Origin of the sequence: Macrococcus hajekii (assembly GCF_004359505.1) — a bacterium.
GTDB classification, from domain to species: Bacteria; Bacillota; Bacilli; order Staphylococcales; family Staphylococcaceae; genus Macrococcus; species Macrococcus hajekii.
In genome coordinates, this window is sequence record NZ_SCWE01000001.1 from 779,522 (window position 1) to 804,066 (window position 24,545).

General features: G+C 42.1%; 26 protein-coding genes. 5 read left to right on the forward strand and 21 right to left on the reverse strand.

The features are described from left to right. Positions 1 to 2: 2 nt before the first annotated feature. The 14 genes from ERX37_RS04100 to ERX37_RS04165 all read right to left on the reverse strand — a co-directional run bounded on the left by ERX37_RS04100 (position 3) and on the right by ERX37_RS04165 (position 13,925). The gene (locus ERX37_RS04100; protein ID WP_133429365.1) at positions 3 to 650 is read right to left on the reverse strand and encodes a YggS family pyridoxal phosphate-dependent enzyme; all 648 of its coding nucleotides are present in this window, start codon (positions 648 to 650) and stop codon (positions 3 to 5) included. After that, positions 634 to 1,410: a peptidoglycan editing factor PgeF gene (gene pgeF / locus ERX37_RS04105; protein WP_133429366.1), complete on the reverse strand. Its 777-nt coding sequence runs from the start codon at positions 1,408 to 1,410 to the stop codon at positions 634 to 636. Before pgeF ends, ERX37_RS04100 begins: the two co-directional genes overlap by 17 nt. A gap of 89 nt (positions 1,411 to 1,499) precedes the next feature. Beyond that, entirely contained in the window at positions 1,500 to 2,654 is a 1,155-nt protein-coding gene (gene ftsZ, locus ERX37_RS04110) for a cell division protein FtsZ (protein ID WP_133429367.1), read from the reverse strand. A gap of 29 nt (positions 2,655 to 2,683) precedes the next feature. Continuing rightward, positions 2,684 to 4,045 carry a cell division protein FtsA gene (ftsA, locus tag ERX37_RS04115; protein WP_133429369.1) on the reverse strand — a complete coding sequence of 454 codons (1,362 nt, stop codon included), beginning with the start codon at positions 4,043 to 4,045 and terminating at the stop codon, positions 2,684 to 2,686. 109 nt (positions 4,046 to 4,154) lie between these two features. Further along, positions 4,155 to 5,036, reverse strand: coding sequence for a cell division protein FtsQ/DivIB (locus ERX37_RS04120; RefSeq protein WP_133429370.1), 882 nt, complete (start codon positions 5,034 to 5,036; stop codon positions 4,155 to 4,157). Beyond that, on the reverse strand, positions 5,018 to 6,367 hold the full coding sequence (gene murD, locus ERX37_RS04125; protein WP_133429372.1) for a UDP-N-acetylmuramoyl-L-alanine--D-glutamate ligase: 1,350 nt from the start codon (positions 6,365 to 6,367) through the stop codon (positions 5,018 to 5,020). The genes ERX37_RS04120 and murD overlap by 19 nt, the downstream gene beginning before the upstream one ends. A 1-nt stretch (position 6,368) precedes the next feature. Next, a complete protein-coding gene (gene mraY, locus ERX37_RS04130) occupies positions 6,369 to 7,337 on the reverse strand; it encodes a phospho-N-acetylmuramoyl-pentapeptide-transferase (RefSeq protein WP_133429374.1) in 969 nt (322 codons plus the stop codon). A gap of 16 nt (positions 7,338 to 7,353) precedes the next feature. Then, positions 7,354 to 9,636, reverse strand: coding sequence for a penicillin-binding protein (locus ERX37_RS04135; protein ID WP_133429375.1), 2,283 nt, complete (start codon positions 9,634 to 9,636; stop codon positions 7,354 to 7,356). Then, a complete protein-coding gene (gene ftsL, locus ERX37_RS04140) occupies positions 9,623 to 10,000 on the reverse strand; it encodes a cell division protein FtsL (protein WP_133429377.1) in 378 nt (125 codons plus the stop codon). The genes ERX37_RS04135 and ftsL overlap by 14 nt, the downstream gene beginning before the upstream one ends. 11 nt (positions 10,001 to 10,011) lie before the next feature. Next, the gene (rsmH, locus tag ERX37_RS04145) at positions 10,012 to 10,947 is read right to left on the reverse strand and encodes a 16S rRNA (cytosine(1402)-N(4))-methyltransferase RsmH (protein ID WP_133429378.1); all 936 of its coding nucleotides are present in this window, start codon (positions 10,945 to 10,947) and stop codon (positions 10,012 to 10,014) included. Positions 10,948 to 10,957: 10 nt separating this feature from the next. Beyond that, positions 10,958 to 11,389, reverse strand: a complete 432-nt coding sequence (gene mraZ, locus ERX37_RS04150; RefSeq protein ID WP_133429379.1) for a division/cell wall cluster transcriptional repressor MraZ — start codon at positions 11,387 to 11,389, stop codon at positions 10,958 to 10,960. A 137-nt stretch (positions 11,390 to 11,526) separates the two neighbouring features. Beyond that, complete coding sequence (bshC, locus tag ERX37_RS04155; protein WP_133429380.1) at positions 11,527 to 13,101, reverse strand: bacillithiol biosynthesis cysteine-adding enzyme BshC; 1,575 nt, start codon at positions 13,099 to 13,101, stop codon at positions 11,527 to 11,529. Between the two features lie 121 nt (positions 13,102 to 13,222). Then, positions 13,223 to 13,396, reverse strand: coding sequence for a 50S ribosomal protein L32 (gene rpmF, locus ERX37_RS04160; RefSeq protein WP_133429381.1), 174 nt, complete (start codon positions 13,394 to 13,396; stop codon positions 13,223 to 13,225). Between the two features lie 31 nt (positions 13,397 to 13,427). Next, a complete protein-coding gene (locus ERX37_RS04165; RefSeq protein ID WP_133429382.1) occupies positions 13,428 to 13,925 on the reverse strand; it encodes a YceD family protein in 498 nt (165 codons plus the stop codon). A gap of 123 nt (positions 13,926 to 14,048) precedes the next feature. On the opposite strand from ERX37_RS04165, the gene ERX37_RS04170 reads away from it, so the two are divergent. Further along, on the forward strand, positions 14,049 to 15,107 hold the full coding sequence (locus tag ERX37_RS04170) for a tRNA(Met) cytidine acetate ligase (protein WP_133429383.1): 1,059 nt from the start codon (positions 14,049 to 14,051) through the stop codon (positions 15,105 to 15,107). Here ERX37_RS04170 and coaD read toward each other — a convergent pair. Next, a complete protein-coding gene (coaD, locus tag ERX37_RS04175; RefSeq protein WP_133429384.1) occupies positions 15,082 to 15,570 on the reverse strand; it encodes a pantetheine-phosphate adenylyltransferase in 489 nt (162 codons plus the stop codon). The genes ERX37_RS04170 and coaD overlap by 26 nt on opposite strands. After that, positions 15,560 to 16,105, reverse strand: a complete 546-nt coding sequence (gene rsmD, locus ERX37_RS04180; RefSeq protein ID WP_133429385.1) for a 16S rRNA (guanine(966)-N(2))-methyltransferase RsmD — start codon at positions 16,103 to 16,105, stop codon at positions 15,560 to 15,562. The genes coaD and rsmD overlap by 11 nt, the downstream gene beginning before the upstream one ends. A gap of 33 nt (positions 16,106 to 16,138) precedes the next feature. Between rsmD and ERX37_RS04185 the strand changes: the two genes are divergently transcribed. After that, a complete protein-coding gene (locus ERX37_RS04185) occupies positions 16,139 to 16,525 on the forward strand; it encodes a DUF7147 family protein (RefSeq protein ID WP_133429386.1) in 387 nt (128 codons plus the stop codon). Here the strand turns inward: ERX37_RS04185 and ERX37_RS04190 are convergent. Continuing rightward, entirely contained in the window at positions 16,520 to 16,756 is a 237-nt protein-coding gene (locus ERX37_RS04190; RefSeq protein WP_133429387.1) for a DUF2129 domain-containing protein, read from the reverse strand. The two genes, ERX37_RS04185 and ERX37_RS04190, sit on opposite strands and share 6 nt — an antisense overlap. 88 nt (positions 16,757 to 16,844) lie before the next feature. On the opposite strand from ERX37_RS04190, the gene ERX37_RS04195 reads away from it, so the two are divergent. The 3 genes from ERX37_RS04195 (at position 16,845) to mprF (ending at position 20,946) form a co-directional block, all read left to right on the forward strand. Beyond that, a complete protein-coding gene (locus ERX37_RS04195; RefSeq protein WP_133429388.1) occupies positions 16,845 to 17,756 on the forward strand; it encodes a glycerophosphodiester phosphodiesterase family protein in 912 nt (303 codons plus the stop codon). Positions 17,757 to 17,848: 92 nt separating this feature from the next. Beyond that, positions 17,849 to 18,451, forward strand: coding sequence for a C39 family peptidase (locus tag ERX37_RS04200; protein WP_133429389.1), 603 nt, complete (start codon positions 17,849 to 17,851; stop codon positions 18,449 to 18,451). Next, on the forward strand, positions 18,448 to 20,946 hold the full coding sequence (mprF, locus tag ERX37_RS04205) for a bifunctional lysylphosphatidylglycerol flippase/synthetase MprF (RefSeq protein ID WP_165981962.1): 2,499 nt from the start codon (positions 18,448 to 18,450) through the stop codon (positions 20,944 to 20,946). Before ERX37_RS04200 ends, mprF begins: the two co-directional genes overlap by 4 nt. Before the next feature lie 47 nt (positions 20,947 to 20,993). Here the strand turns inward: mprF and ERX37_RS04210 are convergent, their stop codons facing one another. The 4 genes from ERX37_RS04210 to ERX37_RS04225 form a co-directional block, all read right to left on the reverse strand. Beyond that, complete coding sequence (locus tag ERX37_RS04210; RefSeq protein ID WP_133429391.1) at positions 20,994 to 22,331, reverse strand: sodium-dependent transporter; 1,338 nt, start codon at positions 22,329 to 22,331, stop codon at positions 20,994 to 20,996. A 258-nt stretch (positions 22,332 to 22,589) separates the two neighbouring features. Next, positions 22,590 to 23,126 (reverse strand): methionine biosynthesis protein MetW, encoded by a 537-nt coding sequence (locus ERX37_RS04215; protein WP_133429392.1) that lies wholly within the window; start codon positions 23,124 to 23,126, stop codon positions 22,590 to 22,592. 12 nt (positions 23,127 to 23,138) lie between these two features. Next, positions 23,139 to 23,567 carry a YlbF/YmcA family competence regulator gene (locus ERX37_RS04220; protein ID WP_229713067.1) on the reverse strand — a complete coding sequence of 143 codons (429 nt, stop codon included), beginning with the start codon at positions 23,565 to 23,567 and terminating at the stop codon, positions 23,139 to 23,141. A gap of 13 nt (positions 23,568 to 23,580) precedes the next feature. Further along, entirely contained in the window at positions 23,581 to 24,495 is a 915-nt protein-coding gene (locus ERX37_RS04225) for a CAP-associated domain-containing protein (RefSeq protein ID WP_133429393.1), read from the reverse strand. Positions 24,496 to 24,545: the final 50 nt, after the last annotated feature.

Consider the following 24,545-nt stretch of genomic DNA (forward strand, 5'->3'; position numbering starts at 1 on the left):
TCCTATCCGACTAATTTAGTCCCAATTCTAATAAATGTTGAACCTTCCTGGATAGCACTTAAATAGTCATTGCTCATCCCCATGGAAAGTTCAGTGCAAGGTGCATTATGCTGCTGCAATCCTGCAATCTGCTGCTGTAACATCCTCAGTTCAGAGAAATAACCTCTCAACTGCTGCTGATCGTCTATATGAGGTGCCATCGTCATCAGGCCCACAATTTCGATTTTATCATAGCTAGCCAGACCTTGAACGAAATCAATAACCTCTTCTTTCGCAAGTCCGTGCTTAGATTCTTCAGCAGCAATATTGACCTGAACGAAGCATTTGACAGGTTGTTCAGCACGTTTCTGAATTTCATCCGCCAGTGATTGACGGTCAAGTGAATGTAAGTAATCTATTTCATTGATCACTTCTTTAACTTTTCGTGTCTGAAGCGATCCGATAAAATGAAAAACAGCTTGTGACAGAGCTGCCTTTTTCTCAAGGAACCCTTCAATTCTGTTTTCTCCAAAATGCGTCAGACCGGCATCAAATGCTTCTTGTGCTCGGTCTATTGTAACATATTTTGTCACTGCAATAATAGTTGGACGGTCATGCGTCACTGAATCAATCTCAGTGTAAATCTGATTTAAGTTATCTTGTACTTGCATCTTCATCCCTCGTTCCTATAAATGCCAGCATGCGGCCAGTATTTCCTTTTTCAGTGCGATATGAAAAGAAGCGCTCATCTTCTGCCGTACATATACCACTTATCTCGATGTGCTCGGCAGGTACACCGGCACTTATTACTAGTTCACGGTTAATACCTTGCAGGTCAATTTTATATAGACCATTCTCTTTCAGTTCAAAATAAGGTTCTTCATCAATACCGAGCCCTCTGAACTGTGATTTAATATCCTCATTGACTTCATAGCAGTTCTCACAGATTGAAGGTCCAATAATGCATTTCAGGTTTTCTGGTTCAGCATAGACATCAATCAGTGACTGTACAATTCTACCTTTCGTACCACGCCATCCGGCATGAGCGAGCGCAATAAAATCATCTCGAGTTGAATAGAAATAAACTGGCACACAATCCGCATAGCACATCGTCAGGAGCACATCGCGACTATAAGTATAAAGACCATCAATGCCGTGTAAATCTGATGTGAGCGTCTGAATATTAGTGCCTCTATCAGCAGGACCGACTTCCGCGATAAAACTTTCATGCGTCTGAATCGGGAAGACCCATTGATTTACATCAAATTGAATAGCTTCAGCCAGCCTGCGCTGATTTTCATGAACATTTTCTATTTTATCATCAATATAGAGCGCCATATTAAGCGCATCTGATGGATATGGACTGACTCCATGCTGTCTGTTGGTGATGCCGATGACCTTATGATCTACATTTGCTAAATTAGTATACATCGTCTCTCTCCTATCAAAAAAGGTCCTATTATCACCTAAGTGAATATAGGACCAAAATAAGGAACTGATAAATCATTCACTTATTTCAATTATCTTCTCGTACGACGTGTGCGTGTACGGTCACGTAAGAAACTTGGTACATCTAAATCACTTTCATTTCTCTCAGCAGGTTGTGAAGGTGGCTGTGACTGAGAGGGTGGCTGAGAGTAAGAAGATTGTGATGACTCATAACGCTCTTCACGTTGTTGCGGCTCTCTGACAGGATTGCTGGTCGTCGGACGGCTGACTGGTTTATCATTGAAGCCAGTCGCAATAACAGTAACAACGATTTCGTCCTGTAGTTCAGGATTGATCACTGTACCGAAAATCATATTAACGTCTTCATCTGCTGCATCCTGTACGATATTCGCTGCTTCCTGAGCTTCGAACAGTGATAATGACTCACCGCCTGTGATATTCATCAGCACACCTTGCGCGCCGACGATAGAAGTTTCAAGAAGTGGTGAAGAAATCGCTTTTTTCGCCGCTTCCATCGCACGGTTTTCACCAGATGCTACACCGATACCCATAAGCGCTGAACCTTGGTTAGACATGATTGTTTTAACATCGGCAAAGTCAAGGTTGACTTCCCCTGAGACAGCGATTAAATCAGAGATACCTTGTACCCCTTGACGAAGTACGTTATCCGCTTCTTTGAATGCTTCCATCATTGGTGTAGATTTATCAACAATATCAAGAAGTCGGTCATTTGGAATAACGATTAATGTATCCACTGCTGCTTTCATCGCTTCAACACCAGCTGCTGCCTGTGTCTGACGTTTACGACCTTCAAATGAGAATGGACGAGTTACCACACCGACCGTAAGGGCACCCATCTCTTTAGCGATTTTAGCTACCACTGGCGCTGCACCCGTACCCGTACCGCCACCCATACCTGCAGTAACGAATACCATATCCGCACCTTGGATCGCATCTTCAATCTGTTCACGTGATTCTTCAGCTGCTTTTTTTCCGATTTCAGGATTAGCACCTGCACCGAGACCACGCGTTAATTTTTCGCCGATCTGAATTTTAGATGATGCTTTTGATAAGTTAAGAGCCTGGCCATCAGTATTAATTGCGATAAACTCGACATTATTCATGCCGTGTTCAATCATTCGATTGACTGCGTTATTACCGCCGCCACCTACACCGATGACTTTTAAAGTAGCCAGATGATTAAATCCTTGTTCAAATTCCAACATTCACATTTCCTCCTATACTGTAATGGCCATTATTCAAATAATGATTTCATAATTCGTTTCATCATACCGGGTTGTTCTGCATTTTCATTTTTTTCTTCATGGCTATCGTCTGATTCAACGATTATTTTTTCGCCTGGTTCGATATCAACTTGATTTTTTCGTTTAAAGAAGCCATCAAATTTATTTTGTTTCGGTTTTTCCTCAGAAACTGTGTACTGGTCTTCCACAGGGGTTTCATGATTATTAATTGTAACATAATCAAGAAGTTCATCAAAGTTAATACCACTTGAAATCGTCGCAATGGCAGATGAGAATTCAGGTTTTCTGATACCCATCTGAGTCGGAATATGAACGCGGACTTTCTCATTCACCATATCCTGCAGTAAATCTTTAATGCCGAGCATATTGGCAGTACCACCTGTGATAATAAAACCACCGTTCACTTTATCGATGCCCATTTCCTGCAGTAGTTCAAATACTTCTTCATAGATTTCTTCTACACGTGCTTCGATAAAATCACTGAGTTCTTTCTGATTGAATGAAGCTTCTTTTTCACTGTCATTCTGCATGACATGGAAAATATCCTGCTCACTGGCATTATCATAGAATGCATGGCCATACTGCTCTTTGATTCTTTCAGCTTTATCGTATGAAGTATTCAGGGCCTGCGCCACATCGCTCGTAATCTGAGCACCTGCGACCGGAATACTATCAGCATCAAAAAGAGCACCTCTTTCATAGAATGCAACTTGAGTAAGCTGATCACCGATATCGATGACACATGCATCGAGCTCAACTTCTGTCGGCGTCAGAATATGCGTATAATTGTACGCATCTGAGAAGACATCCAGAACTTCGACACCACATGCCTCTACACATTTAAGTGTATTCACGAGAAGTGAACGGTTAATCGTCACGACCCCGGCTTCAACTGCAAGACTCTGAGTCGCAACCATCTCTTTAGGGTCACTCACTTCATGAATATCATCCACAATAAAGACTTTCGGATAGACTCCGATAATTTCAAGATTTTGTGTTGTATTTTTTTCACGGATTGAATCGAGTACGTCCTCAATATGCTGACCCGTTATCTCAGTTGACTCACCGCCAAACTGTGTCACATTATCAATGTCGATAATTTCAGTATGAATCACCGGCATCTTGACAAATACTTCTTTAATCTCTATCCCTGAAGCGATCTGTGCTTTTTTGATTGCTTCTGTAATCGCCTGCTTCGCGACATCAAAATCGTCAATAACGCCACGTTTAATACCGTCTGTAAAAGTCTGTCCTGTGCCTATGACGTTAATTCCATTATGAAACTTCTCGCCGACAACCACCTTTACACTTGCTGAACCGATATCTATGGCAACATAGTAATGTTCTTCCATCAACTAGGCACCCCTTTTTCTAATATTTACACTATTCTAAGTTTACATGATTAACTGAGCATTGTGAACAAAAAACCAACAGTCCTTACAATATATTGTGTAATCGCTGTTATTTATCTTTTTTGTCCTTCGACTGTTCAAGCTTCTTTTTTAAATCGCGCATCTGTTTCTCATGCGCTTTTTGCTCTCTTTCTTTCTTAGCAGCAATCTCACTTTCAATCTCGAGACGCTTTTCTTCTGCCTTTTTCGATTCATACGGAATGAAGACAGCACCCACTTCAAGATCAATGATGCCGGGCTTGATCAACTGACCATTCTGATCACGTGGTACATCCCGTGCCATGCCCGGGTAATAATTCAGTTTATCGCCCAGCGTTTTCAAATCACCGATCACTTCAAGGCCATCATTCATAAAAATCTGGACGCGACTTGAGGCTTCTTTATTCGGCATATAATTGATTTCTGACATATTATTTCTCACTGAAGGTTCTGTGTCATTTAATACATCAATCATGCGGACCAGGTCCTTACGTTCAAAATCACTCAGAATAGGACCAGTTTTAGCGGCCTGATGATTCTTCAATATTTGTCCGTTTTCAAGTACCGGCCGATAATCACTACCATCTGCTACAATCGCTCTCACTTCATATTCCTGAATATTGACATTTACTTTGTTCGGAAAGTGACGCTCTATCGCCACCCGCTTCACACCATCCTGCAGTTTTAGATTCTGTTCTATATCCGAAACAGGAAGTGTATAAATCCTCGTTGTATCATTGATCTGCATAATGTCCTTCACTTTTTTATCCGACAGAATGTGATTCCCTTCAATCGTCACTTCTTTGACATAGCTGATACTAGTGAACATATAGAGAAGAATAAGCGTTACACTGGCAATAACTGTCATGAATATCCCGAACTGAATCTGATGTTTACGTTTGCGTTTCTGTCGTCCACCTTGCTTCAGCTTATTCAGTTGTTCTGCCGACATAGCTCACCGACCTGCTGGATGAATTCATCACCCCGGACTTCAAATGTCTTATACTGATCCCAGCTAGCACAAGCTGGACTGAGCAGCACGACGTCACCTCGTTCACTATGAGCAGCTGTTTGTGTGACCGCATCTTTAACATCACGACAGATTGTGTAAGCAATATCATGCTGCTGTGCAAAGATCCGTAGTTTTTCAGTCGTCTCACCGACAATATACATATGTTTCACTCGACTGATATGCGCATCTAAGTCCTCGAAACCGTTGCCGCGATCAAGTCCGCCGCAGATCCAGTGAATCGGCTGCTGAAAGGCAGCCAGTGCAAATGAAGCAGCCAAGGTGTTCGTTGCTTTAGAGTCATTATAATATTTAATGCCTGCATGATCTGCTACAAACTCAAGACGATGACTGATACCTTTGAAAGTGCGGAGCGTCTGTGTAATGGCGTCATCAGATATTCCGGCCAATTTACAGGCTGCTGTGCTCGCAAGAACATTTTCCAGATTATGTTGACCGGGTAGAACGACCTCTGCCAGGCCAATAATCTTTTCGCCCTGAAAATAGATTTTATTATCCTTGATGTAGCTGCCATTTGTTTCTTCTGTTGTTGAGAAAAAGATCACGTCACTCTTGATATCATCACTTAGCAGTTCTTTCTGATCCAGATTAAAAATCAGATAATCGTCTGACTGCTGATTTTTAGCAATATTCATTTTGGCCTGTACATATTCCTGCTGCGTGCCGTGATAATCAAGATGTGCAGAATAAATATTCGTGATTACTGCAATATGCGGACGATAGGTCTGAATGCCCATCAACTGAAATGAGGAAAGTTCAGTAATCATATAATCGTCAGCATCTGTCTGTTGAGCCACTTTAGAAGCGACATATCCGATATTACCGCTGAGCAATCCGGTTTTATTACTATTTTTAAACATATCACCGATCAATGAAGTGACTGTTGTCTTTCCGTTCGTTCCTGTCACTGCCATCGTCCAGCCTTCATTAATACGATAGGCAAGTTCCACTTCCGTAATAATTGGAATATGCTGTTCAGCTGCCTGCTTTAATATGTCGATTTTATACGGAATACCTGGGTTTTTAACAATCAGATCTGTCCCAGTCAGCAGCTCCAGCGGATGGCCTCCATCTACAATCTTGATGCCCTGTTCAGAAAGTTCTACAGCATGGGCATTCCCTGCAAGCGATTGACCATCGTTGACAGTCACTTCTGCTCCAAGTTTCTGCAGTAATTTTGCTGTTTCATAGCCGCTTTTTGCAAGCCCCAGTACTAAAACTTTTTTATCCTTATATGTCGTTACATTCTTCATATTAATTCACTCCTAAATAAATACCGATCAATCCGCTGACTAATCCTACCGCCCAGAAGACAAGAACAATCTTCCATTCACTCCAGCCCCCCAGCTCGAAGTGATGATGCAGAGGGCTCATGCGGAAAATACGTTTACCTGTCAACTTAAAGGACGCAACTTGCAGCATAACGGATAATGTCTCAGCTACAAACATCAGACCGATAAATAATAATGTCAGCTCCTGATTAAGCATGATGGAAACAGTTGCGATGATCCCTCCGAGTGCAAGTGAACCTGTGTCACCCATGAAGAGCTTAGCTTTATTCTTATTGTAGAGCAGGAACCCAACCAGACTACCCATCAGAATCATTGTAAATACTAATATGCCGTACTGCTGCTGCACTGATGCCAGATAAGCATAACAGCCGAATGCAATAATCGATAAGCCTGTCGCCAGTCCATCTACGCCGTCTGTCAGGTTGACCGCATTAGAGAAGCCCACCTGCCAGAAGACGATGAAAATGATATAGAGCAGACCAAGCGGAAGTCCGTGATCACTAAAAGGGAAATTAATCGTCGTGTTTATATCAAGTAAGCCGAGGAATCGACTGACTGAATAGAAGACCACTGCAATCAGAATCTGAAACAGAAATTTCTGTTTAGATGTGAGACCCTGATTATTTTTTTTAACCACGATAATATAGTCATCTATAAAACCGATGAGGCCAAAACCAAGTGTGACAAGAATCAATAGAATGATCGGCCCCTGGTCCTCAACGAATAATAAAGCTGTGAAACTCAGCAGCAACGTGCTGAGCAGGAATGTCAGTCCACCCATTGTCGGTGTTCCACTTTTCTTTAAATGACTTTTAGGTCCTTCCTGGCGAATAGATTGGCCAAACTTCAGACGTTTTAAGAGTGGAATGAAGAGCGGCACGAGAATAGCTGTCAGAACAAAGGCACTGAGCGTTAAAATAGTTATCTGCATATGAGTTTGTCAGCGGCTATTCCTTAGCCGCTTTCTCCTTTTCTGTTTGTTTTTTCTTTTCGTTATTTTTCTGTTCTTCTTTTTTCTGCACTTCTTTTTTGAGCGCATTCTCCTGGTCCTTACGCTGAGCATCGATAATCTGATCATAGGCCGGTGACTGTTTAAGCGGATCAAGTGAATCCATATTGACTACAACCGTTTGACCTGCTTTTACAGCCGTGCCAGCAGCGGCAGATTGTTTAACAACATAACCACTCCCATCAAATTTTATAGTGATTCCTGTCAAAGTCTCAAGCGCATTCAGTTCACGTTTCGACCAGCCTGTCATATCAGGTAATGTCACATTGCCATCTGTCAGTAAAAAGACTTTACTGCCTTTTAGCACCTGGCTGCCGTTCATATTAGTCGCTGTAACTTTATCACCCGCACCTAGAACGACTGGTTCCAGATCCTTCGCTTCAAGCGCTGATACAGCTTTAGCAGTATTCTGATTGATCACATTCGGTACTTCAGTGGATACAGGCTGCTGTTTCTTCTTAGGATTTGTTACATCGAGATATTTCAATATATTTTCCATCAACGGCTTGTAGCCTTTCGAGACACCCAAGTTATACGCTTCAGCATCGTTTTTTTCAGCAAGAGACATTCCCATATAAACGATTACTTTCGGTTTATCAGCTGGTGCATAGCCCATAAAACTGACGAAATAAGGGTTGGCGCCTTGAACATAACCACCGTTCTCAGTATCAGCCACTTGCGCTGTTCCTGTTTTACCGGCAATCTGATAGTCATCTATCTGATAGTTGAAGGCATGCTGTTCTGAACCATAGACCACATCTTTCAGTTCACGCATCGTTTTTTTAGCTGTTTCTTTAGAAATAGGTTGTCCCACTACTTTTTTGCTGCCTTTGATAATGACAGAATCATCAGGCGATGTGACTGACTGCACATAATAAGGACGTAACATCTTACCTTCATTCAATATCGCTGTCTCTGCCTGTATCATCTGTACAGGCGTTACAGTTGTTGACTGACCAAATGAGGAGACTTTCTGACTGATTGGATCCGCCCAAGATATCTGGCCGCTCGGTTCTCCGTCGAATAGAACACCCGTCTGCTTACCAAATCCGAACTTTTCATAATAATGCTTCATTTTATCTATACCGACATCATCCTGCAGCTTCATCATCATGACATTTGAAGATAGCTGAAATCCTTTATTCATCGTGATTTCACCCCAGCCCACATCATTCCAGTCTGAGATTTCATGACCCTCAACTTCACGTGTGCCGGACATATATTTGCGGTCCCGCTGGAATTTATCTTCCTGTATAGCCGCTGCAAGTCCGAATGTCTTAAAGGTGGACCCTGGTTCATACGTATTCTGGAACAAGTCATTCTGCCACTTATCACCGAATCCTTCTCTCGTCTCCGGATTAAATGTAGGTCGCTGACTGAAACCAAGAATCTCCCCCGTCTTCGCATCTGCGACTACGGCAAAAACATCCTTTGGCTTATACTGCTTCACCATCGTATCCATCGCATCTTCAACAAATATCTGGATATTCTTATCAATCGTTAAATGTACATCATCGCCATCAACAGCTGGTTCGACATTGCCGGAATTCGGCAGTACATACTGCCAGATGTCCTGCTTAAATGATGTTTGCCCTGCTTTACCTGATAAATAAGTATCAAATATTTTCTCTGTGCCGAGCATACCTTCAATTCGACCCGTCTCAGCATTCTTTTCAGCAAACCCAATAGTGTGAGAAGCAAAATTACCATTAGGATAAAATCTTTTTTTCTCCGTAAAAAAGGTCAGTCCCGGCATATTGAGCGCTTCAATTTTCTTTTTCTGTGCATAAGTCAGATCTCTGCCCGGCTTACCAAATTCAACCTGAAAAGCTTTTTTCGTCTCCAGTTTTGCGCGAATCTCTTTTTCAGGCATATCGATGATTTTAGCCAGTGCTTTGGCTGTCTTTTTAGCATCAACGACATGGGCAGGTGTCTGGTCAGTGTTCTTCATGTTTTTGTCCAGTACAGCAATCAGCTTATAGGAATTCACATCCTGCGCCAGTACTTCACCGTTACGATCATATATATTGCCCCGCTTAGGCTGATTGATGATGTTTCTTGCATATTTCTCACTCGCTTTAAGTACTAAATCCTGTCCAGATGAAGTACCTGTCAACATCACGTAGGAATATCTAAAAATCAATAGAAAAAAGAGCAGTCCGAATAACAAAACCAGAAGGACTGCTCCTATTTTATTTTTCTTAATTTTAATTGCTGCCATCTTTTTGCACGACCTTTACGTTATCATTTTTCAAGCTCAGGCCATAACCTTGGGCTTTACTATAGATACGTTCGTAAGATGATTGCTTCATTGCCTCAGATTTTAATTCGCCATTGACACCTTGCTGGTGAATAATTTCAGATTGTGTTGTTGCAATTTTGCTATTCATATCATACGCATCATACTTTAAAGATAGCATATAACTGCTCACCAGTGCAATTAATGCTATGAGAACCAGATAGACCAGTTTTTCAAGTTTCGTTAATGAAACAACATGGGTTTTCGTCTGAACTTTTGTCCTGGTTGTTGCTCGTGTTTCATAGGGTGTGTCAAAAACATTTCTATTTACATATTCAGCTGCCATGTTGTCACCTCTTATTTTAATACTTCTACTACTCTGAGTTTGGCGCTGCGTGCCCTGTTATTGGTAGACAGCTCTTCTGCTGAGGATTCAACCGGTTTGCGATTGACGCGTCTGAGTTTCGGTTGATAGCCGTCAGGTATCACTGGCAGCCCTCTAGGGATATCAGGACCTTTTTCGTATTCACGGAAAATCTGTTTGCAGATGCGATCCTCCAGGGAATGGAAAGTGATGACAGAAATTCTGCCGCCTTGTTTAACGGAATCAATAGCTTGTTCAATTGATGTCTCAAAAGCGCCAAGTTCATCATTAACCGCTATTCTGATCGCCTGAAAAACACGCTTCGCAGGATGTCCGCCTTTACGTCGTGCGGGTGCGGGAATACTCTCTTTAATGATTTCTACTAACTGTACTGTTGTCTCAATAGGTGCTGTTTCTCTTGCTTTTTCAATGTTTCTTGCTATCTGTTTAGAAAATTTCTCTTCACCATAACGATAAAAAATAGAAACCAGCTTCTCATAAGTCCATGTATTGACGACTTCATACGCGGAAAGCGCCTGAGTGCGGTCCATACGCATATCCAGTCGTGCTTCCTGATGATAACTGAATCCACGTTCTGCATCATCAAGCTGCGGGCTCGATACACCCAGATCATAGAGAATACCATCTACTTTATCGATATTCAGTTCATCGAGAACTTGACGGAGATGACGAAAATTATTTTTGACGAGCGTCACTTTATGTAGATGATCCTTAAGAATGTCCTGTGCATTGTGCAGAGCAGTATCGTCCTGATCGATGGCAATCAGTCTGCCAGCGTCCGACAGCTGACTTGCAAGATAGAGACTATGACCAGCACCACCTAACGTACAATCGACATAAATACCATCTTCTTTAATATCCAGCATATCGACTGTTTCTTTCAGTAATACGGTGATGTGATGGAACATATTCTACCTCCTAAAAATCAATTTCAATCAAATCTTCTGCAATTTCTGCATAATGAGGCTCGGTATCATCATAGAATATCTGCCATTCTGTCTTATCCCATATTTCAATACGGGAAGATACGCCGACAATGACACATTCTTTTGATAGTTTCGCATATTCTCTCAAGTTAGCCGGGATGTTCATGCGCCCCTGCTTGTCCAGTTCAACTTCAACTGCACCTGAAAAGAATAGCCTCATAAATTTACGTGCATCTTTTTTAGTGATGGGGAGAGCTTTTAATTTCTGTTCGATCGCCTGCCATTCAGCCATTGTATAGCCAAATAAACAGCGGTCAAGACCACGGGTAATCACGAAATGTTCTGATAATTCTTCACGAAATTTAGCTGGAACGATTAAACGTCCCTTAACGTCCATCTGGTGTTCATATTCTCCCATGAACATTGTCATCACCTTGCCTTACCACTAATTTACCACACACCCCCACATTTCACCACAATTTATATAAAAAATCCCACAACTTATTTAAAATAAAAAAATAAACCATTTTACATATAAGTAAAATGGTTTATACAGAAAGACTAAATTTCAATAATCCGGTGCTCCAGTGAATAGGTGATGCTTTCAATAACATCGTCAAATAGCGACATTGAATAATTATTCAGCATCACAAGTGGATGCCACGTTCGTTCCTGCAGTCCGCCTCTTGGATGAAGGAACGCTTCGATTTCATTGAAGTGATTCAATACTGTGCGATTACGTTGATGCAGTTCTTTATTATAAGCTTTATTGAAGTAATCTACTTGCTTTAGATGATGCTTCAAGTTAGATTCAATCATTCGTTTCACTTGTTCACTTTCAGCGAGCGTCATCATCTGCTGATATTGCTGCTGTAGTGATGCTGATGTTTTATCCAGCTCTGCAACGAGCGATTGATTGGTGTCCTGCTGCAGAAAATGATCCGTCTGATTGTCCAGACCTTCAGTCACTACCTCTGCAAGCGGCAGTTCGTAACGCTCAACTAACTTACTGATGCGGTCGTCAATATAAGTCAGACGCATTCTAGGCAGAACAATCGGCATCTCCCGCTTGGCAGCCTTGAAGACAGTATGGAGCTCACCCCAATATCTGACTTCAGCAGGACCGCCGATAAAGGTTAACGTATTGAACATCAGCTCTTCCATCAGAGGACGCGTCACGACATTGTTGCTGAAGCGTTCCGGTGAGTTTTTGATCAATGTTCGTATTTCTTCTTCAGAGTAACTGATACCGGACTTCCCTAAATGATAACGCCCCTCTTCATAATTGAGCAGCTGACGTTTCCCTTCTTCTGATAGGAATAGATGGACATTGGTCGTCGTCTCAATAGAATAAGAATCCATTTCTTTCTGTCCTTGATGAAAGGCCTCATTAATTTCATAATGATGATCAAACATCCACAGCAAGGTCTCCTGTTCCAGTTTTCTCAGTGCAGGGTCCGCACTATCAATGAGAATAAGACCATAGTCCTTGAATAGTTCGTGAACCAGTGCTTTGAAATGAGCGGTCCAGTTCATCGGCAGCTGAATTAATTTTTCATAGATGACTTTTGTCCGTGCTGTTTCATGCAGACAACTGACAAACTGTTCAATCGTCGCTGTCATCTCATCTTCTGTCAACGAAAAATGCGAGACAGAATCTTCAGCTTCACGTTTAGTGGCTACTTTTAATTTCTGCATTCTATGCTTGTCATTATCGTAGAGATAAGCATGATTGACTTCGCTGAAATCATGGTCTTCTCCGGCAATCCAGAATACAGGCACTATCGTCGAGCCAAGTGCGGCGCTCTGTTCTCTCGCATGGACGATAATTGAGATAATTTTATGTATAGTATAGAGCGGACTGATAAATAGACCCGCCTGCTGCCCTCCAATGACTACCTGTGCACCTGATGCCAGTGCTGACAAGTGGGTGCGCTGCAGCTCAGTAAGTTCAAGATCCCTCATGTAGTCACCTATCACTGCTGCTAGTTCAGAAGTATGCGGATGAGCAGGCTGCTGATGTCTTCTTCCATAGATCTCCTGCTCGTTCAGCTGATAATCGTAATTCTTAAAATCTCCTGCTATATATCGACCGAGAAATGACTGCCTGTCATCTTTAACTGTTAGTATGTTCATGCATGAAACTCCTTCATGTTATTCTGTTCATCATTATAAAGATTTACTCTATATAAAACAATGTAGTTGCTTGCTACACAAAAAAAGCCCTTATTCCTATTTAAAGAAATAAGGGACTTCATTATTTAGAAACGACTTCTTTACCGTTATATGCGCCACATGATGGACATACGCGGTGAGATAATTTCATTTCTCCACAGCTTGAACATTCAACCATGCCTGGTACTGAAATTTTGAAATGCGTACGACGTTTTCTTTTTGCTGTTTTAGACGTTCTTCTTTTTGGTACTGCCATTATTTTCTCCTCCTCTACAAAAAACTGATAGCTAAAGCAGATCCTGCAATTTAGCAAGACGTGGATCAACAGCTGGCTCTTGCTGCAGCTGATCTTCGTCAACAACTTCCCAGCCTTTGCCCTTCGTAAGAGACATCTCAGTGTCTTCCTTAACGACACGGACCGGCTTTTCGAGTACGACTAATTCCTCAACTACGGGCTTGAGATCAATCATGCCGTTTATGATTTCATGACGGTTAATATCCTCAGCATCCAACTGATAATCATTCATATCAAACACTTCAAGCGATTCAATATGGAAAGGGACTTCGACAGGTTCAAGTGTACGTGCACAGCTCATCACATAATGTCCTGTAATAACGATGTCCGCATAAACTTCTTTAGCCTTAGCCGATAATGTACCTCCGACATGAACGGGCGATAAGTCGATTAACTGAAGATTATTAATAAGATGAGAGAACTCAACATCAGTCTCAAAATTGAGTGGCGCATCCTGGTGTTTACGAAGTTGATTTATTGACCATTTCATAGGTTTCACCTCTTACAAACACAAAATTTATTTTAACTTCAAACACTATACTTTGTCAAGATTTTTTCTTAACAGTAAATTCTGCTACAATGTTCATTATAACGATAACGGGAGTGAATTACAATGAAGTCAGTCGCCATTATTGCTGAATATAATCCGTATCATAACGGACATCAGTATCACGTCCGTACGGCACGCCGTCTTGCAGATGCCGATGTTGTCATCGCGATTATGAGCGGTCAGTTCACACAGCGCGGTGCACCCGCCATGTTCAATAAGTTTAAACGCGCGGAACTCGCTCTTCACGATTGCGACCTTGTCGTTGAACTGCCTCAGTTTTACGCGTTGAGTTACGCAGATGACTTCGCCTATGGAGGCATCAGGGCCTCAGAACTGCTCGGTGCTGATTGTCTTGCTTTTGGGGTTGAGTGCGACGATTTCGATAAGCTGACACAGGAAGCTTTCCGTGAAGGAATAGTCGACATTAAAAGCGGACAGAGTTATGCACGCATGATCGGTCATTCCGATCTCTATCAGCCTAACAATATACTAGCCATGCAGTATATTAGACAGAGCAAAGATTCAAGTTTATCACTGCTTCCTATCAGACGTATTATGAACCATTATCATGATACGGCGATTACTTCATCTATCGCCAGTGCAACTGCTATTAGAGAAGCTATCATCAATCGACAAGATTACGCACACACTGTTCCAGTTCCACTTGACAGTGATGATGCAGTAACATGGGAGTCTTTCTTTCCACTGCTCAAGTATAGTCTACTGACACAGACACCGGATGAACTGAGACAGATTTATATGATGACTGAAGGGCTTGAGAACAGGCTGCTCTCACATATTCAAAAGCAGCACTCTTTCAACGACTTTATGGCAGCTATTAAAACGAAGCGCTATACGTATACCCGTCTGCAGCGTCTGTTAGCCTGTACGCTGTTAAACATCAGACATAGACCACCCATAACAGATCTACGTATTCTTGCAATGAATGACACAGGTCGTCGCTATATTAAGGGGCGCCCACATCTTCATCCTAATATCAACCGACAGAACGCTGACCTATTCTCACTCGAGATTAAAGCAACGTCTGTCTATAATCTCGTTTCAGGTATTAAAAATGATGATTTCAATACACCCGTTATTTACCAGCGAACTTCTTCTTAAGGGCATCAGCGACTTCAATCGGTACTATTTCACTGACATCGCCGCCATATTTCGCCACTTCTTTAACCATGCTCGAACTGATAAATGAATAGAGATTATTCGTCATCATATAAAGCGTCTCTATTTCATCATTCAGTTTCTTATTCATACTGGTCAGCTGCATCTCATATTCAAAGTCACTGACTGCGCGCAGCCCTCTGACAATCGTCTGCGCTCCAATATTTTCACAGTGTGTGATCAGCAGGCCGGAAAAATAGTGCACTTGCACATTCGGGTATTCAGACGTGACTTGTCTGATGAGATCGAGTCGTTCTTCCATTGTAAACAACCCTACTTTACTGGAATTGTTCAGAACAGAGACATGTACTTCATCAAATAACTTCGCACTTCTTTCTATGATATCCAGATGACCGAGGGTAATAGGATCAAAACTTCCCGGTACGACTGCTCGTCTAATCGTCATGTTGTACTCCTTTTAATATCGTGATTTTAATCGTGCCGTATATCTCTTCTTTCATGATGTCGTATGTCAACGGGTTCACCGTCTCATCTTTCCCACACTCACACATCAGACGTCCTTCTGCTTTGAGGAGACCATACGAGTCAATCTGTTCAATGGCTTTATTCAGCAGCCCTTTGTTATAAGGAGGATCCAGTATAATGAGATCAAATTGCTGTTCTCTTTTTTTCAAAGCTTTTAGTGCGCGGAATGCATCGTTGCGATACACTTCAACGTGCTCATCGATACCATCAATATTATGTCGAATGGCGGTGACCGCTTCTTTTGAACCGTCCACAAAAACAGCTGATTCCAGTCCGCGGCTCAGCGCTTCAATACCAAGACCGCCACTGCCCGCAAATAGATCAAGACCGTGTCCTTCCAGTGGCCCTAAAATATTAAAGATATTTTCTTTTATCTTATCGGTGGTTGGCCGGGACGTCATTCCTGGAGCCGCCTCTATTTTCTTTTTTTTATATTTACCTGCAATTACTCTCATTCTATTACACCTACTTAAAAAGGAGATTTAAATATGTCACAATCATTTATCAATCTTGGCCCCGGTTATAGCGACTTTTTTGAATTTGAAGAACTCATCCATTACAATCACGAACGCATTCGCAGTGTTATCGCCCTGCATACCACTCTCGAAAAAGAACCGAAGACCAGCATACTGGTCATTATGAAGCCGACTCGTCAAGGACATTTTCAAGGCATCTATGCTACCTTTGAAACACTTCCTTATCCCTATCCGACGAGTCATAAGCGTTTTGATTTCATCAAATCATGGGCGGATGAGTACCAGCTGCCCTTCCTTGAATTTGAAGTCAAGGCGAAGCATTATTTCCATGAACAGGCGCTCTACTATAATTACTTGACTGGTGTGCTCAGACTCCAGCGTCAATTACCGCCACTATAATGATTCATAATGACGTTCCAGTGTCTGGTAAGGAGATACTTGAACGTCAAGTACATATTTCAGTCGTGAAAGCTGTTCCAGCACTTCTTCCTGTCGCTCTGCATCAATATATATCGACAGCCATTTATCCTTACGGTTGAAGTAGACAATATGTCCATACTTCCTTAACTGTCTTTCATTTTTACTGCTTTTCATATGTATAATTAAATTCGTTCTAGGCGTTAATGTCATCGTAAAAACCTCATTATCTCAGTTTCTTTTATAGTATCATGATATTTGGTAAAATAAAATGTATCAAACACAATCAGGAGGACTGAACATGAATAGAACGGTTAGAACCGCTGCACTCGCTGCAGCAGCGTACGGAGCAAGTGTTGTCACTTCTAAAGCACTGGCTAATGGTGAAAAAAGAGCCGTTAAGCCTTATTTTATGGACCGCGCTCCTTATGTCTTTGCTCATCGCGGTGGTATGAAGCTCGCACCGGAAAGTACAATGGCAGCATTTAAAGAGGCAGCAGCTCTTGAAGTAGATGGCTTTGAAATCGATATCCGTGTCACTAAAGATGACCAGATTGTCGTCTTCCATGATGCCTACGTCGATCGTGTGTCAGAAGGGACAGGTCTCGTCAGAGAGTTGACACTTGCAGAACTGCGTGCGCTGGATTTCGGCTATCATTTCAAGGATATTAATGGTGACTATCCATTCCGCGGTGATAAAGACGCTAAAATAGTTACACTGCAAGAGTTAATCACAACGTTCCCGGACATGCGCATTAATATCGATATTAAGGATAAACAGGATACACCTGCAGGCGATAAGGCGCCCCTGCTGTTACACCGTCTGATCAGCGACCTGCAGGCCGAGGAACGGGTACTTGTCACAAGTTTTCATGATCAGCAGACTAAACGATTTGCTGAATTAAATGACCGTGTGGCAACTGGTGCCGGTGTCGATGAAGTCCGTAAAGCCTATACATTATTCATCAGTGGTTACGGACACCTTTACCAGCCAGCTGCTGACACATTCCAGATTCCTGTATCATTCCGTGGAATCCGACTGGACAGCACAAGATTTATCGGTTTCCTTCAAAGTCATAATCTTGCTGTAGGTTACTGGGTCATTAACAGCATCGATGAAATGGATGATCTGCTGCAAAAAGGCGCTCATACGATTGTAACAGATAGACCTGACCTGGCCTATCACCTGATTAAAGAGAAATACCGCAAGTAAGAAAAGTCGTACAGATATTCTGTGCGACTTTTCCATTATCATTTGTAACTTTTTAACATTTAATTTAATATTAATAAACGAGGCGATTCATTATGAAATTAATTCAGGTCAAAATACAGAGTCAATGGTTTCCGAAACCGATGATTATGGGCTGTGAAGGGGTGGCAGCAAGCATGCTTCTCAGTCAGGATATCAGCCCCACTCAATTGATGCACCACTGGCCAAAGCATGATTCCAATCCAGAGAAAGGATATGTCGGACGTCCAACTACTGTTAGCTGGAACAGTCATCAGACCATCTTTCCATCTGCTCTTGTGCCCTACCTGAAACAGCTCGATGCAGCAGTCATTGACGGAACCGGTGCAAGTCTGGAAGAGCTGGAAACACTGCTGGATCACCATCAGCCTGTAATGGTCTATCATACCCATCTCGGTTTCCCTGCTTTCAGAAGACGGTTTAAAACTTCTGATGGCATTAAACACTGGGTGAGCAACATACATATCACGCTGCTGATCGGTTACGATGACCATCACTATTATTATATTGACCCTTTATGGATGAAAGTCGGTCCTCTCCTTCTGCCCGCATTATGGCCGAACAAAAGACAGATTATTAAAATGTCAAAAAAACGCTTCAGACATAGTTACGAGGCACCCGGAAAACGATGTATTTACAGAAAAGAAGGTGTACAATGAACTCCCGGTTTTTCCCTTACTTAAAAACTCTCTTAATGGTGCTGTTTTTCAGCGCCGCAATGGTGATATTGTCACGTGAACTGGCACATGTCAACTACAAGGAAACCATCAAATTATTCCGTGCTATACCGACGCTTAATTTCATTCTGTTAATACTGACGGGCTTATTAACAGTGCTGTCCTTGTCACTCTATGACTACGTCTTAACACGTCATCTAAATGTCAATATCTCAATCAGACGTCTTATACCGACCAGCTTTATTACGAATGCACTGAATAACATTCTAGGTCTCGGTGGTTTATTCGGTGCAGGACTTCGCGTCTTCCAGTACCAGCCGCGCACAGACCCTAAGGAACCTTTGAAAAGAGGTATCAGTTTACTGCTGCTATCCACGATCAGTGGTCTGAGTGTCCTCTGTTATATCGCCTACAGTATCATCGATATTAAAGCCATCCCATACGGTAACTGGATTGTGCTGTTTGCCTGTATTTATGCACCGGCATTTCTTATTTTTTCTATAATGAAGCCTATCAAAAAGAATATGCGCTTTCTCGGTGTTAACTTTACTTTAGTCTCAATGGTGGACTGGCTGGCAGTTATTATACTGTTTTATTTTATTCTGCATGAACTGAATATCTCTATTTCATTCACTGTCCTGGCTGGACTCTTTATCATTGCTTCACTATCAGGCATCGTCAGTATGGTTCCCGGCGGATTAGGGGCCTTTGACCTGGTGATGCTGACTGGTCTGCAGACAGTGGGCATCAGTGAGGAGAAAAGTCTGCTCGCCCTACTATTGTACCGGACCATCTATTATTTCTTTCCGCTTCTTGTCGCGCTCTTCATGGCGGTCTTTGAATACAGGGAGACAGCTAGGCACTATATTGAAGACAATAAGATTTTAAGTTCTGCTGCAATGACCGGCTCCTTTATCCGTTCTCTGCAAAAGGAATCGCCTTATCAGTTCTCTAGTATGATTGCAGCACTGCTGACCATCCTGACCAGCCTGGTCTATTATTTCAATCACTTTTTAATCGTCTATGATGCTATAGCAGAAAAAAGTTATACTTATTATTCCGTTATCATTATTTTTCATGTGGCAGCCAGTCTTATTCTGCTTGTTAATTCCAATGGTGTCATGCATGGTACTAAACGAGCAACGATGCTCAGCATCCTGTCTACTTTCACTTTGCTGATCACAACGTTCCTCTCATACGGTACGATTATTTCATATAGCTGGCTGACTACAATGCTCGTCATGCTGGTCTATCGCTACAGACGTGCGACCACCGTCAAAAGAAGTCTGACGCCGCTCAAATTATTAATCAGTACTGGCTTGATCATCACTTTACTGCTCGTCAATCACTGGGTGACAGTCGATATGCTTGAAATTTATCCGCATAAAGTTACCCATTTCGACCAGCAGCTGATTGGTCAGCTTATGTGGCTCGTACTGTTGATTTTCGTCGTGCTGAGTGGTGCTATCACTTATTATTATGCGCGGAAATATAACTCGATGATTAATCAGCCGATCAGTTATGAAGAGATTGATGACATTATCAGATCACATGGCGGGAGCTATGTCAGTCACCTGGCCTTTACAGGCGATAAGCAGTTCTTTCTGAATGACGAGCGCGATGCATTTTTAATGTTCCATAAAACGAATAATGCCTGCATTGTTATGGGAGATCCCGTCGGTAATGATGAACATTTTGAGACATTGCTAAATGACTTCTATGATAAAGCGTTCTTTGTCGGCAATGATATCATTTTTTATCAAGTACAATCCAAGCACCTGCCGCTATACCATCAGTTCGGCAACCATTTCTTTAAAATCGGTGAAGAAGCACTGATTCCGCTCGCAGATTTCACCATCAGTGGTAAAAAACAGCGTGCTTTCCGTGCTACCATGAACAAACTTGATAAAGAAGGTTATACATTCGATATCATCGATCCTCCGTATAGTGATGAACTGATTGAGTCGCTAAAAGAAGTCAGTGATAAATGGCTGGACGGCAAACAGGAAATGCACTTTTCAGTTGGATCATTTACGCGTGACTATCTGGAACGCGCGCCTATCGCTGTACTGAGAGATAAAGATAATCATATTATTGCATTCAGCACTTTGATGCCGACGCATTATAACAGTACGCTGTCTGTCGATTTGATTCGCTGGCTGCCGGAACTTGATATTCCTGCTATGGACGCTCTGTACCTTAATATGCTGCTCTACTCTCAGTCACAAGGCTATACTTATTTCAATATGGGGATGGCGACCCTGTCCAATGTCGGTCATAATCGCTACGGCTATGCACGTGAACGTGTGGCAGGTCATGTTTTCACTCACTTCAACAACTTATATAGTTTCCAGGGACTCAGGAAGTATAAGCAGAAATTCAATCCGGAATGGACTGAACGCTACGTCGTATATAGAACTTATACTTCATTGATCTGGAATTTAATTCGGATCGGTAAAACAATTAATCATAAGTAACAGAAGAAGGTAACCTCTGCATAAAGGTTACCTTCTTTTTTTGGTGATTATTTAATAAGCAGTGAACCCATCACAATGATGATGACAACTGGAATGATATATTTCAGCAGGATAATCCAGATTTTAAATAACCCTACATAGCGTCTGCTGATAATGATTTCATCCGCTGCTATACGTTTATCAAGCACATAGCCTGTGAATAATGAAAACGCAAGTGCACCGATCGGCAGCAGGATATTGGATACCAGGTAATCCATATTATCAAAGAATGTACCCGCCAGAAATTTTGTCTCGGCCAGTAGTCCGAACGACAATGCGGACGGTATGCCGACAATAAATAACAGCACCGCTATCAGCACAACGGCTCGCTGACGCTTCGTTTCATTTCCTCTCGTTGCATTCGCAACATTGATCTCCAGCAGATTGATGGATGAAGTAATGGTTGCAAAGAAGAAGAGCAGCAGGAAAACGAGATAGAACAACTGACCGAACGGTAACTGATCGAAGACATGCGGCAGTACAACGAATAACAAACCGGGTCCTTCTGTATTATCGATATGAAGTGCAGCTGTCGCTGGAAAAATAGCCAGCCCCGCCAGCAATGTCACCATAATATTCAGACCGACAATTGATACTCCTGACTGAACAAGATCATTATCTTTCTTTAAATACGACGCATATGTCAGCATCCCACCGAAGCCGACTGACAGTGAAAAGAACGATTGCCCGAGCGCGAACAAAATACTCTCTTGATTCAATGACTTAAAATCAGGCTTCAGGAAATAGATGATTCCTGCCATACTGCCTTCCAGAGAAACTGAACGAATGATAACAATCATAAAGAAAATAAATAATAGCGGCATCATCACTTTAGAGGCACGTTCAATACCTTTTTCGATGCCTGCAGCCACAATCAATGCAGTCAGTGCAATGAAGACAAATTGCCCTGTCAGTACGTAAATCGGTTGACTGATCATCGTATTAAACAGTTCATCGTATTGTTTTGTCCCTGTACCGGTCAACAACGCATACAGGGTATGAACGAAATAAAGAAGGATCCAGCCTCCTATCACACTATAGAAACTGAGCAGCAGGAAGACACCGATATTGCCGAGATGGCCGATGCTGTTATAAATTTTTTTACCCGTCACTGTACTGAATGCCTGAGTGCTATGCGTTTGTGAATGGCGGCCTATCACAAATTCTGATAGCAGTAACGGAAAACCGATGAGCAGCGTAAAAATCAGGAAGACTAGCAGAAAAGCAGCCCCACCATTCGCTGCCATGACATAAGGAAACTTCCAGATTGCGCCCAGTCCGATCGCTGACCCTGCACTGGCCAGAATAAACCCCAGTTTTGAATTCCAAGATGCGCGTGTTGTCATAGTAAAACCTCCTGAAAAATTTTTTCTAAAAAAAACGACCTATGTGTATCCATAGGCCGAAAAAAAGAAGCCTGTGTATACACACGGCCTCAAGATAAAAATCATGAAGAGACCGTCATAGATGACTTATATCTATGACGGATATAAGTCCTATGACAGTTGCCAACCTTTTAATGGTGTCATTAGCTTCTTCATGTTCATGCACCTCTTCTTAGAATAATCTTACTTTATCAAATTGTCTGATAATAAACAACCTTTTTATAAATTAATCTTATAATATTTGATTGTGCGTTCACTCACCACTTCAGGCAGAAGCCCGTACGCCATAAGAACAGAAGTCCAGTCATATTTTCTCAGGTCAAAGACGACAAAGGAGCGACTCGTGCGCATCAACTCAGTAATCAGTGTCTCAGGTTCATAGAATAGGTGCAGCGGTATACTGACATAGGCACAGTCAAATTTCTGATCTTTGTACGGGATAACCGTACGTTTCAGCTGCTTATAGGAAAAATGAGGATAAAGATGAATAGCCTGCTGCATATCTTTTGGCGCCTGGTCAATATAAAAACCTTTAATCGGTTGTCTGCGGTCAATGTCACTCAGTAAGGTGCCATTGAAACAGCCTATACTGAGAACCTTCTTCTGTACAGGTAACGTCTGAACAAAGCGTGAAAAAGGTCTGAAATAAATCGACGTCACTACACCCACTCTATAGACCCGTTCAGCTGGCTGCTCAAAAAAAGCAGATCGCTTGGCCCATTTTTTTCTGAGTTTTCGTTCTTGACGAATATCCACAGCTTACACTCCTTAAGCTGAACAAGAGCAGCCGCCACTGCAGCTATGTTCAGTAGTGAAGAACGGATTACCACTTTCTACTTTGACTTCTTTAGAGATGGCGTTCGAAACAATCACCAGCACTTCATCGAGCAATGACTGAAGGGCCATCTCACTCTTTTTCGCTTCTGCTACAGCTGGATGGAGGTCATACGCTTTCTTCGCCCTTCTCGTCTCAAGCAATGTCTCCATATAATCAGGATGATAGCGTCCAAAGCGCATGACTTCATCGTAACGCTCCTTCAGTTTTATCAGCTGTTTTTTCAATATTTCTACTTCTTCGTTCTGTTTAAGCGCTAATTGATGCGCTCTATATTGTTCATAGCTTTCACTCTGCAGAATATAAGCATTCAGTTCATCTGCTTTATCCAGCACGCTGAACAACTGCTCATTGTATATCATGTCAAAACCTCACTTATTTATTCAAGTATCTCGCTGCGTAGCAATCAGATGCTTCTGCCTGAACGCGACTGAATCGATTGTTCAGAATCAGTTGTCTCTCAGTATTCAGCCACATATTGACTGCTTCACCAGAATCATAAGCCTTGCTTTTACTGACTCCAGGAGTATTCCGCTGACAGAGCTCCTTCGTAACAGGTTGATAGAGTTCCAGTTGATGGATATCAGAACTTGCTCGAATCATATTGATGATTTCTGCCAGTGTCTCTCTTTCATTGAGCTGTGTAAGTATAGACTGCTCTCTGTTCATTGTACGCTCAAGCGGCTTACCATTCAAGTGTGCGGTGTAAGGCAGCATCTGAACCAATAGAGGTGCAGTCATATATCTAACTCCCATCACCTTATCAGTCTGCTGATCGACATAGACTTGCGCGAATACTTTGCCATATTTAATCAGCGGCTGTGTCTTCATATCAACTTCTGTCAGTTCAAAACTATATTCGCCGTCTTCAGTCTTTATAACCGGTTCAGTATCGATAAATGTACCTTGATAAATTTCTGCGGCACGCTGATTGACTTTAAATGGGCTGATATCAGCATCGATTCCTGCCGCATAAATCATACCAATTTTATCATCGCGCACACGGACATCGTAATAAGCTGTATTCGCCTGATAAATATAATGCTCATATTTATTGTCACCGGCATAAATCCGCTCAGGATAACCAAAATCAGCTGTCCAGTCATCGATACTTTTCCCGATATACTGCCCTGCTCCTTCAGTCAGTTCAGGATTAACATGCTGAACTTCTGTACGGGTCGCTTCTTCGGGCTCCTCCAGATCATCAAAATCATCCGTTGAATAAAATAGAAGCACTAGCCCAATCACTACTAACAACATCATTAAAATCTTAATCACTATATTTTTCATCACATTCTCCGTACATATTAGTCCTTCATATTATACATTATTTACACATA

Coding starts and splice junctions, on each gene's coding strand:
- pgeF (WP_133429366.1), bottom strand. CDS start 1,410: ATGTATACTAATTTAGCAAATGTAGATCATAAGGTCATCGGCATCACC.
- ftsA (WP_133429369.1), bottom strand. CDS start 4,045: ATGGAAGAACATTACTATGTTGCCATAGATATCGGTTCAGCAAGTGTA.
- murD (WP_133429372.1), bottom strand. CDS start 6,367: ATGAAGAATGTAACGACATATAAGGATAAAAAAGTTTTAGTACTGGGG.
- ERX37_RS04225 (WP_133429393.1), bottom strand. CDS start 24,495: ATGAAAAATATAGTGATTAAGATTTTAATGATGTTGTTAGTAGTGATT.
- mraZ (WP_133429379.1), bottom strand. CDS start 11,389: ATGTTCATGGGAGAATATGAACACCAGATGGACGTTAAGGGACGTTTA.
- ERX37_RS04190 (WP_133429387.1), bottom strand. CDS start 16,756: ATGACATTAACGCCTAGAACGAATTTAATTATACATATGAAAAGCAGT.
- ERX37_RS04120 (WP_133429370.1), bottom strand. CDS start 5,036: ATGTCGGCAGAACAACTGAATAAGCTGAAGCAAGGTGGACGACAGAAA.
- ftsZ (WP_133429367.1), bottom strand. CDS start 2,654: ATGTTGGAATTTGAACAAGGATTTAATCATCTGGCTACTTTAAAAGTC.
- ERX37_RS04220 (WP_229713067.1), bottom strand. CDS start 23,567: ATGATATACAATGAGCAGTTGTTCAGCGTGCTGGATAAAGCAGATGAA.
- ERX37_RS04195 (WP_133429388.1), top strand. CDS start 16,845: ATGAATAGAACGGTTAGAACCGCTGCACTCGCTGCAGCAGCGTACGGA.
- ERX37_RS04165 (WP_133429382.1), bottom strand. CDS start 13,925: ATGAAATGGTCAATAAATCAACTTCGTAAACACCAGGATGCGCCACTC.
- coaD (WP_133429384.1), bottom strand. CDS start 15,570: ATGACGATTAGACGAGCAGTCGTACCGGGAAGTTTTGATCCTATTACC.
- ERX37_RS04170 (WP_133429383.1), top strand. CDS start 14,049: ATGAAGTCAGTCGCCATTATTGCTGAATATAATCCGTATCATAACGGA.
- ERX37_RS04185 (WP_133429386.1), top strand. CDS start 16,139: ATGTCACAATCATTTATCAATCTTGGCCCCGGTTATAGCGACTTTTTT.
- mprF (WP_165981962.1), top strand. CDS start 18,448: ATGAACTCCCGGTTTTTCCCTTACTTAAAAACTCTCTTAATGGTGCTG.
- bshC (WP_133429380.1), bottom strand. CDS start 13,101: ATGAACATACTAACAGTTAAAGATGACAGGCAGTCATTTCTCGGTCGA.
- rsmD (WP_133429385.1), bottom strand. CDS start 16,105: ATGAGAGTAATTGCAGGTAAATATAAAAAAAAGAAAATAGAGGCGGCT.
- ERX37_RS04200 (WP_133429389.1), top strand. CDS start 17,849: ATGAAATTAATTCAGGTCAAAATACAGAGTCAATGGTTTCCGAAACCG.
- ERX37_RS04100 (WP_133429365.1), bottom strand. CDS start 650: ATGCAAGTACAAGATAACTTAAATCAGATTTACACTGAGATTGATTCA.
- rpmF (WP_133429381.1), bottom strand. CDS start 13,396: ATGGCAGTACCAAAAAGAAGAACGTCTAAAACAGCAAAAAGAAAACGT.
- mraY (WP_133429374.1), bottom strand. CDS start 7,337: ATGCAGATAACTATTTTAACGCTCAGTGCCTTTGTTCTGACAGCTATT.
- ERX37_RS04135 (WP_133429375.1), bottom strand. CDS start 9,636: ATGGCAGCAATTAAAATTAAGAAAAATAAAATAGGAGCAGTCCTTCTG.
- ERX37_RS04210 (WP_133429391.1), bottom strand. CDS start 22,331: ATGACAACACGCGCATCTTGGAATTCAAAACTGGGGTTTATTCTGGCC.
- ftsL (WP_133429377.1), bottom strand. CDS start 10,000: ATGGCAGCTGAATATGTAAATAGAAATGTTTTTGACACACCCTATGAA.
- rsmH (WP_133429378.1), bottom strand. CDS start 10,947: ATGTTCCATCACATCACCGTATTACTGAAAGAAACAGTCGATATGCTG.